Origin of the sequence: Bacillus sp. CH_48, from assembly GCF_038008465.1 — a bacterium.
Lineage (GTDB): Bacteria > Bacillota > Bacilli > Bacillales > Bacillaceae_G > Bacillus_A > Bacillus_A thuringiensis_S.
In genome coordinates this window covers 5,762,916-5,776,789 of record NZ_JBBOZF010000001.1, presented here as the reverse complement: position 1 = coordinate 5,776,789, position 13,874 = coordinate 5,762,916, and the positions used below count along the sequence as shown (strand labels likewise).

Here is a 13,874-nt window from a genome sequence, read left to right as displayed (position 1 = left end):
AACAATGTAGGATGTAAGTAAAAAACTTTCTCAAGTACGGAGAAAAACTGCATTCCTACTCGGTTTTAGAAAGGATGGATACATATGAAAATGACTGTTGTCGGCTTTTGGGGCGGCTTTCCAGAAGCGGGAGAAGCAACGTCGGGGTATTTGTTTGAACACGATGGTTTTCGTTTACTTGTAGACTGTGGTAGTGGTGTACTAGCACAGCTTCAAAAATATATAACACCATCTGATATAGATGCAGTTGTACTGTCACACTATCATCACGATCATGTTGCGGACATTGGGGTATTGCAATATGCGAGATTAATTACGAGTGCAACAACAAGGCAACTACCGGAATTACCAATATACGGTCATACGTTTGACGAGAATGGATTCCATTCTTTAACACATGAACCACATACGAAAGGAATCGCGTACAATCCAGAAGAAACACTTCAAGTTGGACCGTTCTCGATTTCGTTCTTAAAAACTGTTCATCCTGTTACATGCTTTGCGATGCGTATTACAGCTGGAGATGGTGCTGTAGTATACAGCGCTGATTCAAGTTATATTCCTGAATTCATTCCATTCACGAAAGATGCTGATCTTTTCATTTGTGAGTGTAATATGTATGCACATCAAGAGGCTGCAAAAGCAGGGCATATGAATAGTACAGAAGTAGCAAGTATTGCAAAAGATGCGAATGTAAAAGAACTTTTATTAACGCACTTACCGCATACAGGAAACCCATCTAATTTAGTAACAGAAGCAAAACAAATTTTCAGTGGCCATATTACGCTAGCGCATAGTGGCTACGTATGGAACTCATGAGGTGATACGATGTTATTTATTGATAATAAAGGAATTACAGATCCTAGAATAAACTTAGCGATTGAAGAATATTGTGTGAAAAATTTAGATATTAACGAAACATATTTACTGTTCTACATTAACGAACCTTCGATTATCATTGGTAAAAACCAAAACACAGTAGAAGAAATTAATGCAGATTACGTAAAAGAAAAAGGTATTCATGTCGTTCGTCGTCTATCAGGCGGAGGCGCAGTATATCATGATTTAGGAAACTTAAACTTCAGCTTTATCACGAAAGATGATGGAGATAGTTTCAGCAACTTCAAAAAATTCACAGAGCCTGTAACGAAAGCGCTTGGTAAATTAGGTGTAAATGCAGAACTAAGTGGTCGTAACGACATTTTAGCTGAAGGAAGAAAAATTTCAGGTAACGCGCAGTTCTCAACGAAAGGTCGTATGTTCAGTCACGGTACGTTACTATTTGACTCTGAAATCGATCACGTCGTATCAGCACTGAAAGTAAAAATGGATAAGATCCAATCAAAAGGAATTAAATCAATCCGTAGCCGCGTTGCGAACATTACAGAGTTCCTAAACGAAGAAATGACGACAGAAGAGTTTAGACAACTTCTTCTAGAAACAATTTTCGAAGGAGAAACAGAAATCCCAACGTATGAATTAACAGAAGAGGATTGGAAAGAAATCCATAAACTTTCTGAAGAGCGCTACCGCAATTGGGACTGGAACTACGGAAAATCACCGAAGTTCAACTTACAACATTCACACCGCTTCCCAGTTGGACAAGTTGACGTTCGTCTGGAAGTGAAAAAAGGAACAGTAACAGAATGCAAAATTTACGGCGACTTCTTCGGTTCACTAGATGTTCATGATATCGAAGAGCGTCTAACAGGCGTTCAGTTCGATAAAGATACATTCACTGCAGCTTTAGAAGGCGTAGATATCGCACGCTACTTCGGTAACATTACAACTGAAGATTTCTTACATTTATTCTTCTAAAAATGAGGGAGGCTGCCATAACGGGCAGCCTCTTTTTTTGCGTAGATTGTCGCGTTTTTTCGGTAAGTCGATATATTCGAAAAATCGCGGATATAATTTCATTCACCATAAAATCACAGGACATCTGCCTCTTATAAAGGAATATATATATTCAAAAGGAGGCGGATTGATATGAAAAGGGTAATGTACGTTGTATTATTACTCAGCTTTGTCATCGGAATGACAGCGTGTAACAGTGGATCGCCCTCAAGTCGTACAATTTTGTCTATCGGAAAACCAGCGGAGGATAATGTTATATATTTTACGCATACAGATAACAAACGAAAGATACATGATATACAAGACATGTTTCAAAATAAGAAGTGGAAAAGAAATGAAACATTCAGCACTGTTAATAAAACGCCAGATGTCGTCTTATCAATAGATGAAAACAACAAAGGGTTACCGACGTTATATGTTACCGTGTATTTTCATGAAAATGGAGCGGACGCGATCAACTTGTTTGGAGAGCATACGACGTTAAATAAAGAGGAACTTAATAAACTTAGAGAAAAGATGAATGCATATTATCCTAAAATGATTTCTGGTCTAGTGTTATAAATTACTTGTAAATAAAATCCCCTTATTTTTCCAAAGTAAACTAAGAGAAGGTGATCTGTCTATATGCAGTTAATAGAATATCACTTGCTACTTTAATTTTCTTTTAATATAATTAATTTAGAATTTTTAAATATTCTAAATTTTATAAAGGTGGGGTTTTTGTGAATCTCGTTCAATCTTTGGCTGAAACGGCAAAAAAGAAGGGGGATAAACCGGCTTATATATTTATGGATCAGTCGGTCTCATATGACCAATTAAACAAAATGGTCACAAGGTTTTCTAGCAATTTAGCAGAAATGGGCATTGGAAAAGGGGACAATGTCGCATTAGTTGTTGGGAACTCACCACATTTTTTGGTCGGTTTATACGGAACAATGAAAGCGGGAGCAACTGTTATTCCAGTTAATCCAATTTATACAGCAGACGAAATGCATTACATTTTACAAAATGGAGATGTAAAAACAATCATCGTACTCGACGTCCTTCTACCTGTTATACAATCTCTTACAACAAGACTTCCTTCATTAGAAAACATCATCATATGTGAAACCTCATCAGATTTTAACCATACAGAAACCGAAAAAATGAAAACGTTTACTAGTTTTGTGGGGACTGGAGATACAACTTACGAAGGTCCTGAACTAGATGAAGAAGATGTAGCGGTTATTCTATACACTTCGGGCACAACTGGAAAACCGAAAGGCGCTATGTTAACACATAAAAATTTATATAGTAATGCGAACGATGTGGCGTCGTATTTACAATATACGGCTGATGACCGCGTTGTTGCGGCACTGCCTATGTTCCATGTATTCTGTTTAACAGTTGCGGTAAATGCACCGATTGTGAACGGGGCAACGATTTTAATGTTACCGAAATTTAGTCCGAAAGAAGTATTCCGTATTTGTCGCACGTACGAACCAACGATCTTTGCTGGCGTACCGACGATGTACAATTATTTATATTTATTTGAAGAAGCAAGCGCAGAAGATGTGAAGACGCTTCGCCTTTGTATTTCCGGTGGTGCATCGATGCCTGTTGCTCTTCTGCAAAACTTTGAAAAACGTTTTAACGTTATTGTTTCAGAAGGATACGGTTTATCAGAAGCATCACCAGTTACTTGTTTCAACCCGCTAGATCGTCCTCGTAAACCAGGATCAATTGGCACAAATATTTGGCATGTAGAAAATAAAATTGTAAATGAACTTGGGGAAGAAGTACCTGTCGGCGCAGTCGGCGAATTAATCGTTCGCGGACCTAACGTTATGAAAGGATACTATAATGCACCAGAAGATACAGCTGCGACATTGAAAGACGGCTGGCTATATACAGGTGACTTAGCGAAAATGGATGAAGAAGGTTACTTCTATATCGTTGATCGTAAAAAAGATATCGTCCTAGTTGGCGGTTATAACGTATATCCTCGTGAAGTAGAAGAAGTATTATATACGCACCAATCAGTAGCGGAAGTTGTCGTAATCGGTGTTCCTGATGAAAACTTAGGAGAAGCTGTGCGAGCGTACGTCGTTTTGAAGCAAGCAAACGTAACAGAAGAAGAACTAATGCATTACTGTACGTTACATTTAGCGAAATATAAAGTGCCGAAAAGCATTGAGTTTTTAATAGAATTACCGAAGAATACGACGGGTAAATTGTTAAGAAGAGCATTGAGAGAGAAAGCGATGCAAGTGTAATGAAGAAAAGGTCTCCTAAAATATATTTTAGGAGACCTTTTCTTTGTTTATCGTAATAACTTTTTCTCATATGAAATGTAGTAGGAAGTTTGTATATATAATAGCGGAGCGTGTTCAAATAACTATTTGGTACTAGTAGTAATGAAGATATTCTTCCTACTTTCTTACATGAAATTTTTAATTTTGGATATTTGTATCATATGTTTCTGCAACAAACACAAAGTCTACATGCTCTTTATCAATAAAAATACTTGTTTTAGATGGAAGACCTGTTATGGTAGAAACAATATCAACCTCAACAAGGTCAAATCCTACACGATAAGCATCTGCAATTTCAATTCCATCAGTTAGAAAATGCAATCCATCCCCAAATGACTTAAATACAAATACATTTTCTTTCAAACTTTTATTATCCATTTCAATCCATTCTTCGTTAATATAAATCTTAAATGTCGTGCACTTTGGAACACACTCGATGTGATGTATCCCTTTATAACTATTAAGCGAAAACATATAGGTATGAGTTTCTTTAAAGTTAATATCTATCCCGTATTTAAAAGCAAAGGTTTTATATACCATTTCATAAAACAATGGCATTACAATATCATCCCATGCGTCATAGGCAAAAGCATGAATTGGTATTAGATGAGGATATAAACTTACAATCGCTTTTTGAAAATTAAGTAAGATGGTTGTATCTGTAATTTCTTTTAAAGAATCATCTATTTCATGATCATAATCTTTCGAAATTCTGTTATCAATCATATGAAAAACTCCTTACATAGTCTTCTATATACTATGTTTTTCCGCATCATCAGTTTGTTCTTTCTCCAACTAAATTGCAAGTTTAACCGATGATTCCAAAAAAGCCCTTGTCTTATTTTATCAATCGTTAAATGGATTGGGAGCAATGCTATTACATGGGGCGAGATTTGGAGTAGAGGGTTTCCTCATTGGTTCAAAGAAAAGTAAATAAACAAGCAAACAAAGAAGATAATAAAATATTGTTAATTGATTAGAGAGTTTCGCGGATATAAAATAACTCTAAAAATGTAAGGATATATTTTGAGAACGTATGATTATATAGTATATTTGTTGATTCGAATCTTTAAAAGGAGGGGAAACATGGGGGGAATAATAGGGATTATTCTGATTATAGGTGGTATGATTCCATTAATTTATGCAATGATACAAATCTATCGGAAATGGAAAGAAAAAGGGCCTTCTTTTGCTCTTAAATCAATAATTTTCCTAGCCGTAAGCATTTTGCTAGATACTGCAACAACTATTATATTGTGTATAGTAGCAGTATTCATTGGTATTTGTTTAATCATCTATACATAATAAGTTCAAGAAGGCTAACTTATCGATTGTTACTAATTGGAGGGATTATATGAACTTCATTTTACATGGATCTAAACATACAGTTTTAGCTTCCGTTTTTGACTCATTTCAAGGTAGGGAAAAAGAGTTTAATTGGCTTATAACAGACATAGAGATTGTCGCACATCAGGAAGAGAAACTTATCCGAGATTATCCTAAAATGTCGCATCCAATAGTTTGGATAGCAGGTGAAGATCTTTCAAATCTCGTAAAGAAATATAATCCTCAATTTATTTGGGGCGTACTATCTGCGTTTGATAAGTCTATAAACATTGATATTAATAATTTGCTTGTAGAGCCCTATGCAAATGGAAACGAAGGGCTCTGGGTACCAATTCCAAATATTCAGCACCCTCAAGCAAAACTTGAAATTGTTTGTTGGGATTCCAGTTTGATGTTGTTATTAAGTAATGATATAAATATTAATGATAAATTTAGAAATTACTTTAAAGAAGCTAAGGATTTAAATGCCTATAATTCGGAATTTTGATTTTAAATTTGGGTTTTCCAAATGAAGATTATGTAAATATATAAGCAAACTTTCCTTTTAAGAAGGATTGCTTTTTTCGGTACTGGTGCAACCTTTAACTATGACCACGTAAATAAAATGAAAGATGTAATAGTAAGTACATTGAATAGTATTCTACTTTCTGGACGCTATGAATATGACCAAGTGGGTAACCGTACGAAGATGAAATATGAGAAAGTGCCGGCGGAAAATTAGCAGTATTTTAAGGTGTTAAATATGGTAAGAAGGCAGCAAAGTGGATAGGTAATAAGGAAAGGAATCTCTATATAAAAAATCAAGTTATCAAAGAACTATGAAGGTGAAATTCTCTCGCTGGAACTAAAAGAAGGATTAAATCAATATTTTAAAAAGGGAAAACAGTATATAGAAGTTTTTCCGCTAAAGAAAAACAGCTATCCGAAAGAACGTGTTCACCTCGTATATAAAAATATAGAAGTACAATCGAAGAATACATACCCAATCATGTCCGTAGCATGGGATGATTTGGATAATGATATCAAGGAATATTATGGATTAAAATAAAGGCGTTAAAATATAAAAAGTGCACCCAACAATCTGGTTACATTTTTTCATAACCATTATATATTCCTCCTCATCAATTCCCCAACCTGTGTCGCGATATACTCAATATCATCATCAATTTCATCCAATACGTAAGATTCCAAAATGCCCATGACAGCTGTTCCTAAAAATTTTAAAACGATATGTTTATCAATGTTTTTATTGACTGAAGTATTTGCATTTAGTTTTTTCTCTAGTTCACTCATGATGAACGTTAGGAACTTTTTTTGAAATGATAATGTGCTGTTGCTTCTAAATAACGATGCGAAAAATGGTTTGTGTTCTTTGAAGTATTCAAACCATATGAAAGTTCCTTCTATATAGCCTTTTGTTTGTTTTATATCGCATATTTCTCTTAATTGATTTAAATGATCGTCCACAATTTTATCTAATAAATTGTACTTATCTAGATAGTGTAAGTAAAACGTTTTTCTTCCGATGTTTGCTTTTTCGGTAATGTTTTTAACTGTAATTTCATCAAATCCATCTGTAATTAACATTTCTATAAATGCCGATTGAATGGCGTTTTGTGATTTTATAATTCTTCTATCGATTTTCTCCATATCGTGTTCCTCCGTTGTTGATACACATATTTCTTTATGTGTGTATTATCACCCAAATGCGTAAATGTGGTCATTGAAACAAGGTTCTACTCATTTTATTATAAATATACACGTGAGTAATAACTCTCGCAAGTGTAAAATTAATAATAAGATAAGGGTGGTTTTATATATGGCAGTTACGAAGGGAAATATAAGATTTTATGCAAGAGGTTTACAAGTTGCAGGTGTTTTGAACATTCCTGAAGGTGCTGAGGAAAAGAAACAAAATCCAGCGATTGTTTGTGTGCATCCAGGTAGTAGCTGTAAAGATCAAACAGCAGGATTGTATGCCGAGAAGTTAGCGGAACAAGGATATGTCACGCTTGCGTTTGATGCGTCATATCAAGGTGAAAGTGAAGGTACACCGAGATATATTGAAGAGCCAGCTGCGCGAGTTGAGGATATTCGCTCAGCAGTAGATTATTTAACTACTCTTCCTTATATAGATGAAGAACGTATCGGTGTGTTAGGTGTTTGTGCAGGCGGTGGTTATGCGATAAATGCTGCGATGACAGAGCGCCGCATTAAAGCGGTTGGTACAGTTGTTGGTGCAAATATCGGTCGTTTAAATCGTGAGTCTAACCCGATTGGTGTGTTAGAGGCAATTGGTCAACAACGTACTGCTGAAGCACGCGGAGCAGAGGAAATGATTACAAATTGGATTCCTAAAAATCAGGAAGAGTTAGTAGCAGCGGGTATGACCGATATAGATATTGTAGAAGCAGTTGAGTATTACACAACGCCGCGAGGTCAAAGTTTGAACTCGCCAAATAAGTTAAACTTTACGAGTATGGGATCGGTAATCGGTTTTGATGCGTTCCATTTAGCAGATACGTTATTAACGCAGCCGCTGCAAATTATTGTCGGCAGCAAGCAAGGTGCATTTGGTTCTTATAAAGATGGTCATGAGCTTTATGAGAAAGCAGCTTCAGAGAAAAAGGATTTACTTGTTGTGGAAGGTGCGAGTCATTACGATTTATACGACCAACCAGAACCAGTAAGAATTGCAGTTGAAAAATTAACAATTTTTTATAAAGAGCATTTGTAAAAACAATGTTGATATAAATGGTGCCTATAGTTGTTAGATACAAGTCTAACAACTATAGGTTTTTACTATGATGAGCGAAGTGCTTAATATTTACGTTAAACGTGCATAACAAGTTATAATAGAAGAAATCAATAAGGAGGCTGGCTGTGAAGAATCTTCGTTATCTCAATATATTTACCATATTAATTATATACACACTACTTATGTTTTACATTGGCTGGAACGGATGGGTTTGGCTTCATGCGGTATTTGGCTGGGAATCTTGGGGATATTATGCTTTCATAGTTGCATTTATTTCATATGCGTACATTCTCGTGCAAGTGTTTAAGTTTCTGCCATTTCTGCGAACGATAGGTTCGATTTGGTTTGCGGTTATACAATATGCGCTTATGTTGTTGCCATTAGCTAATATTATGGTCTTTCTTTTACAGTTTTCAGTAGAGAAAGAAGCGGCAATAATTTGGACAGGGGCGGCTGTGATAGCTGCATTTATCTTTATCTTTGCGTATGGAGTATTTAATGCGTATAGTCCAGTAGTAAGAAAATACGAAGTGCACATACCGAAAAAGGTAGAGGGGCGTAAAAGTTTACGTATTGCGATGGCTTCTGATATGCATTTCGGTAAACTGTCTGGCGTTTCGCATTTAAAAAGACTTGTTCGTCATGTAAATGAGATGGAACCTGATATTATTTTGCTGCCAGGTGATATTATCGATGATCATCCAGGTGTGTTCATTCAAAAGAATATGGGACCAATCATGAAACAAATGAAAGCACCATTAGGTGTATATGGCGTATTAGGAAACCATGAATACTACGGCAGAGCGGTTCCAGAGTTTTTACAAGAGATGGATAAGATTGATATTCGTATTCTTTTAGATGAAGTGATTACAATTGAAGATGACTTTTATCTCGTTGGAAGAAGAGATAAAACAGAGCGAGATCGCCAAAGCTTTGAAAAACTTATGAGTACAGTGGATAAATCCATGCCAGTTATCGCAATGGATCATCAGCCATTTGAGTTGAAACAGGCAGCGGATGCTGGTGTAGACTTATTATTATCCGGTCATACGCACCGCGGACAAATGGCGCCCAATCATATTGTAACGAGAAGAATGTACGAGCTAGACTGGGGATACGCACAAAAAGGCGCGTTCCACGCAATTGTTTCTTCTGGATTTGGATTTTGGGGACCACCGCTTAGACTTGGTAGTAGGTCGGAGATTGTGCAGGTAGAAGTTACATTTGAATAGGGGTTATGAAATAGAGAGCTGATGGCTCTCTATTTTTTAAAATAAAAACAAATAACAATAAATATTTATGTTGGTGCTAATTTCATAAAAGAGACTCGATTAAAATAAAGGGGGATTGTAAGTGATCATATCAGATGTACTATACGGAGAATTTGAAGTGGATCAAGTAGTAGAAGAATTAATTTTAAGTAAGTCTGTGCAAAGACTAAAGGGAATTCATCAAGCAGGCGCAAGTTACTTAATGAACGAGAAATGGAATGTAACTCGCTTTGAGCATTCAGTGGGTGTTATGTTATTAGTGAAAAAACTAGGTGGTTCAGCAGAAGAACAGATTGCTGGTTTACTACATGACGTATCACATACTGCTTTTTCCCACGTGATTGATTACGTTTTTGATAATAAAGATGAAAGTTATCATGAAGAGATATTTAGTTCTGTTGTGAAAAACTCAGAAATTCCAGCGATCCTTGCGAAGCATGGTTATAACTATGAAGATATTTTATTAGATGATTCGAAGTGGACGTTACTGGAAAGATCAGCGCCCGAATTATGCGCAGATCGAGTGGATTATACATTACGAGATATGTATACATATGGTTATATTTCTTTAGAAGAAGTTCACAGTTTTTTAGAGGATGTCATTGCAGTAGAGAAGAAAATGGTTCTTCAAAGTATCGAAATGGCAGAGTGGTTTACAGAAACGTATTACAAAGAAGTAATTGATTTCTTTATGCAACCAATGAATATTTACGGAAATGATATGTTAGCGAAAACGTTAAAGGTAGCTCTTCATAAAAGGATTATTCATGCAGATGATTTTCTTCTTGAAGATGATGAGCTTATTTCGAAATTACAGCAATGTAATGACCCCGAAGTAGAAGTTTTATTAAGCAAAGTTTATCCAAATATAAAAGTAAAAGAAGATAGAAACGATTATGATTTACATCAGAAAAATAAAGTGCGTCTTATTGATCCGCCGTTACTTTGTGAAGATGAAGTTATTCACTCGTCTGTTGTGTCAGAAAGCATAAGACAGATGAGTGATATTGCTTATGAAAAAGCGGTGAGAGGGATGTATGTGAAAGTGATTTCGAATTAAAAAAGAAGTAGCGCATCGTTTTTAGAGCGCTACTTCTTTTTTATTAATGATCAAACCAATTCCAAATCTCAATATCTCCAAGAGTCGCATAACGTACGTGCGGGGAGTTTTGTAATTTTAATAACTCTTTCGACGGGCCAGTAATGACAATGCCGTATACTTTTACGCCATTCTCTTTTACATATTCATAACGTTTATCTAAGTTTAATTCTTTCTCAGAAAGCGCTGCTATTTTGCTTACCGTTTTTTTATGGATAGAAAGGACGCGCATCATTTCGGTTACTTTGTCTTCTTGCGTTTTCTGCCCGTCAGTTTCATTATCGAGGAATCTTACATGTTCTGGAAACCCTATAGCTTCTCCGCCATGTAGGATATAGTCATCTACATTTTTTCTTTCTTGTCCTGTATCTAAAGCGTACCATACAGGATTTGGAGGGAGTTCTTGTGCTTCAAATATGCTATATAAAAGCGGTTCTAATTCTTTTAAAGTGTAAGCTTTATCAAAAGAAATTGCTACTTCTGCAACGGTTCCATCATGTACTTTTGCAAGTGTATCCCATACTTTTTTTGATGAATCCTTTAAATAATCACCCTGCTCTGTTTTTGGATGAACAAAGAAGAGTTTTGGTTGATAGAACGGATTCATCCAAGTTTGCTTCGTAACATCTACAGATGATACGAAGCTTTTTGTTTCTATTGTACCAAGTGGCATTTCTTTTTTACCGACGGTTCTTACTAAATCAAATTGGCTATTCGTACGGAAAAAAGCTTCTACACTTGTTCCGCCTCCCATAACGCGGCTATTTGGGATCGTTGCTTCAAGTGCAAGCGAAGGAACCTCTCTAATTTTTTCTAGCCTTTTATCATTATTAGCTTGAAAATAAAAGGCTGATAATACCCCACCGATTATATAGATAACGATGCAAATTGATAATATAAAACCAAACGTTTGTAAACGATGTTTCCACTTAATTCTCCAAAAAGGAACTTTAAGATCTTTTGGAGGTAACTTTTTCTTAATTGGTTCGGTTTTTGTTAACAGCTCATCTAAGTAAGCTTCACACTTTTCACATGTCTCAATATGACTTTCTAACTGCTCTTGTTCATTATGGGTGAGTGTCCCTTTTCCATATTTCTCCCACAGTTTTTTGAATTCTGCACAACCCATCTGTATCACTCCTTTATGCTTTTCGTGTCTTTTCGTCCGCGGTGTAATTCAATTTTTACTTTTGCTAATGAGAGACCGGTCATTTCTGCTATTTCTTTATAGGAGAATCCATAGTAATCTCGTAGTAGCAGGGCATTTCGTCTTTCGAGCGGAAGCGCAGCTAAATTCTCTAACCAACTAGCAATCTCATGTTTTACGAAATATGCATGTTCTGTACTTGGTACGTTTGGTAAATGGAATTCTGCAAGTGCTGTTGTTTTATATTTCTTTTCTTTACGATACCAATCGATAAAGGCGTTGTAGGCAATTGTAAATAACCACGGCCTAATTTCTTCCCCTTTATAATAGTCAATATGGACGAGCATTCGGTAAAATGTTTCTTGCATGAGATCTTCCGCATAGGGGGAATCTCCGGTTAGGGAGAGAAGATAGCGAAATAAATCTTGCATATGTTCTGAGTAAATATTGTTTACGTTTCACTACATTTCCCTCCCTTCATACATAACAACGAAATACATATAAAAAAGTTACAATTTTTTATGGAATTATAGTAAAAAACGTCAAGAATTGGATAGGATTCTCTTTTATCATAATACATATAAGGCGGGTGAATAGAGATGGAAAGCTATGAAACACAAATTCAAAGGTCAATTGATTATATCGAGGAAGATGTAATGGAAAAACAAACGCTGCGTAATTTAGCGCGGGTTGCAGGTTTTTCTGAGTCGCATTTTCATCGTGTATTTCAGGCGTTAGTAGGGGATACAGTAATGGAGTATGTTCGAAAGAGGAGGTTAGCCCGGGCAGCTTATCAACTTTCTCATACGGATGAAAAAGTTATTGATATCGCGTTTGAACATGGCTTTCAATCTCACGAAACGTTCACGAGAGCCTTTAAAAAATTATTTCAAATGACACCGAGTGAATATCGAAAACAAGAAATCGAAACACCGATGTATTACAGAGTGAATGTAAAGCAAAGAAAATTAAATCCGTATTTAGGGGGCATACAAATGGAATATCGTATTGTAAATAAACCAGAATTTTTAGTGGCGGGTTATGAATTGAAGACGACAAGTAAAGAAGGGAAAAACCATCAAGACATTCCAGTATTTTGGCAAGAATATTTACAAAAAGATCTTGGGACAACGATTCCGAATCGTAAAGATACGAGCCAATGGGTAGAGCTTGGATTATGTACTGATTTTAATTTAGAAACAGGAGACTTCACTTATATTATCGGAATGGAAGTTACAGATTTTGAAAATGTACCAAATGAAATTGCAAAGCGTACTTTCCCGGCAGCAACATATGCAGTATTTACAACGCCGAAAGTTCCTCATGAAGAAATGGTATCGTCTATTCACCAAACTTGGAATGCAGTATTCTCAGAATGGTTCCCGCATTCAGGATATGAACATTGCGGAGTTACAGAGTTTGAACTGTACGATGAGCGTTGCCACGAAGATAAGAGTGAGTTTGCACAAGTAGAGCTTTGGATACCGGTGAAGAAAAAATAATAGGGTAAGAGCGAATCATTGGGAGATGGTTCGCTTTTTCATGAAGGGGGAAATAGGAAAATGTTCAAAAAACTAGAATGTGTATCTATACATACGAAAGATATAGAAAAATCAGTTTCTTTCTATAAAGAAATGGGAATGAAGCAAAACTGGATGATAGAAAGAGAAATAGAAGAAGGAGCTATTTGGACGTTAATAGGATTGAAATTTCCAGATGAGAAAAGTTCGGAGTTAGTAATAAGCAATCATCCGGATATTAATTTTACGGAAGTGGAAGTATTAGTAGAAGATGTACAACAAACGTATGAAAGTTTAAAAGATAATAAAGATGTAAAATGGATTCGCGAACCATTTCCAACGGAATCAGGACATGTTGCAGTAATGGAAGCACCTGATGAGAATGTGTTTGTGTTAGTAGGGAAATAGCTAAAATATGGAGATGACCTTTCATAGTGAGTTGTGAAAGGTTATTTTTACGAGTAGATTGTTAAATTTGTATTGCCTCATCTGTAATACATTTAAAAATGGTAAAATAAAGTAGCAATTAAATATTGCGGGTGGAAGGTTATGCCCTTTCTTCATTTAATGGAGTAAGGAGG

General features: G+C 35.8%; 15 protein-coding genes. 11 read left to right on the top strand and 4 right to left on the bottom strand.

The features are described 5' to 3' along the window. Positions 1-84 precede the first annotated feature (84 nt). The 4 genes from N2V92_RS29250 to N2V92_RS29235 all read left to right on the top strand — a co-directional run bounded on the left by N2V92_RS29250 (position 85) and on the right by N2V92_RS29235 (position 4,112). Positions 85-819, top strand: coding sequence for an MBL fold metallo-hydrolase (locus N2V92_RS29250; RefSeq protein WP_000784672.1), 735 nt, complete (start codon positions 85-87; stop codon positions 817-819). 9 nt (positions 820-828) lie between these two features. Beyond that, positions 829-1,818 (top strand): lipoate--protein ligase, encoded by a 990-nt coding sequence (locus N2V92_RS29245; RefSeq protein ID WP_000897261.1) that lies wholly within the window; start codon positions 829-831, stop codon positions 1,816-1,818. A gap of 171 nt (positions 1,819-1,989) precedes the next feature. Then, positions 1,990-2,418: a hypothetical protein gene (locus N2V92_RS29240; RefSeq protein ID WP_000832632.1), complete on the top strand. Its 429-nt coding sequence runs from the start codon at positions 1,990-1,992 to the stop codon at positions 2,416-2,418. A 161-nt stretch (positions 2,419-2,579) separates the two neighbouring features. Next, positions 2,580-4,112, top strand: a complete 1,533-nt coding sequence (locus N2V92_RS29235) for a fatty acid--CoA ligase family protein (RefSeq protein WP_001055176.1) — start codon at positions 2,580-2,582, stop codon at positions 4,110-4,112. A gap of 177 nt (positions 4,113-4,289) precedes the next feature. Here N2V92_RS29235 and N2V92_RS29230 read toward each other — a convergent pair whose 3' ends face one another. Then, positions 4,290-4,877: a hypothetical protein gene (locus N2V92_RS29230; RefSeq protein ID WP_000566762.1), complete on the bottom strand. Its 588-nt coding sequence runs from the start codon at positions 4,875-4,877 to the stop codon at positions 4,290-4,292. 360 nt (positions 4,878-5,237) lie between these two features. Here N2V92_RS29230 and N2V92_RS29225 point away from each other — a divergent pair, with 360 nt between their 5' ends. Both N2V92_RS29225 and N2V92_RS29220 read left to right on the top strand, forming a co-directional pair. Continuing rightward, on the top strand, positions 5,238-5,456 hold the full coding sequence (locus N2V92_RS29225) for a hypothetical protein (RefSeq protein ID WP_000508807.1): 219 nt from the start codon (positions 5,238-5,240) through the stop codon (positions 5,454-5,456). A gap of 49 nt (positions 5,457-5,505) precedes the next feature. Further along, the gene (locus tag N2V92_RS29220) at positions 5,506-5,985 is read left to right on the top strand and encodes a hypothetical protein (protein WP_016077982.1); all 480 of its coding nucleotides are present in this window, start codon (positions 5,506-5,508) and stop codon (positions 5,983-5,985) included. A 617-nt stretch (positions 5,986-6,602) separates the two neighbouring features. On the opposite strand, the gene N2V92_RS29215 is transcribed toward N2V92_RS29220, so the two are convergent. Beyond that, positions 6,603-7,148 carry a TetR/AcrR family transcriptional regulator gene (locus tag N2V92_RS29215; protein WP_000411005.1) on the bottom strand — a complete coding sequence of 182 codons (546 nt, stop codon included), beginning with the start codon at positions 7,146-7,148 and terminating at the stop codon, positions 6,603-6,605. 169 nt (positions 7,149-7,317) lie between these two features. Here N2V92_RS29215 and N2V92_RS29210 point away from each other — a divergent pair, with 169 nt between their 5' ends. The 3 genes from N2V92_RS29210 to N2V92_RS29200 all read left to right on the top strand — a co-directional run bounded on the left by N2V92_RS29210 (position 7,318) and on the right by N2V92_RS29200 (position 10,587). Beyond that, positions 7,318-8,235 carry an alpha/beta hydrolase gene (locus N2V92_RS29210; protein WP_000301544.1) on the top strand — a complete coding sequence of 306 codons (918 nt, stop codon included), beginning with the start codon at positions 7,318-7,320 and terminating at the stop codon, positions 8,233-8,235. Positions 8,236-8,381: 146 nt separating this feature from the next. After that, positions 8,382-9,488, top strand: coding sequence for a metallophosphoesterase (locus N2V92_RS29205; RefSeq protein WP_000793734.1), 1,107 nt, complete (start codon positions 8,382-8,384; stop codon positions 9,486-9,488). Between the two features lie 121 nt (positions 9,489-9,609). After that, positions 9,610-10,587, top strand: a complete 978-nt coding sequence (locus N2V92_RS29200; protein WP_000587056.1) for an HD domain-containing protein — start codon at positions 9,610-9,612, stop codon at positions 10,585-10,587. A 43-nt stretch (positions 10,588-10,630) separates the two neighbouring features. Here N2V92_RS29200 and N2V92_RS29195 read toward each other — a convergent pair whose 3' ends face one another. Together N2V92_RS29195 and N2V92_RS29190 are read right to left on the bottom strand one after the other, a co-directional pair. Beyond that, positions 10,631-11,755: an anti-sigma factor gene (locus N2V92_RS29195; RefSeq protein WP_000501651.1), complete on the bottom strand. Its 1,125-nt coding sequence runs from the start codon at positions 11,753-11,755 to the stop codon at positions 10,631-10,633. Between the two features lie 5 nt (positions 11,756-11,760). Continuing rightward, positions 11,761-12,204: an RNA polymerase sigma factor gene (locus N2V92_RS29190; protein WP_002083051.1), complete on the bottom strand. Its 444-nt coding sequence runs from the start codon at positions 12,202-12,204 to the stop codon at positions 11,761-11,763. 168 nt (positions 12,205-12,372) lie between these two features. Between N2V92_RS29190 and N2V92_RS29185 the strand changes: the two genes are divergently transcribed. Next, positions 12,373-13,275: an AraC family transcriptional regulator gene (locus N2V92_RS29185; RefSeq protein ID WP_000446857.1), complete on the top strand. Its 903-nt coding sequence runs from the start codon at positions 12,373-12,375 to the stop codon at positions 13,273-13,275. 60 nt (positions 13,276-13,335) lie between these two features. Next, on the top strand, positions 13,336-13,701 hold the full coding sequence (locus N2V92_RS29180; RefSeq protein ID WP_000473636.1) for a VOC family protein: 366 nt from the start codon (positions 13,336-13,338) through the stop codon (positions 13,699-13,701). The last annotated feature ends 173 nt before the right edge of the window (positions 13,702-13,874 follow it).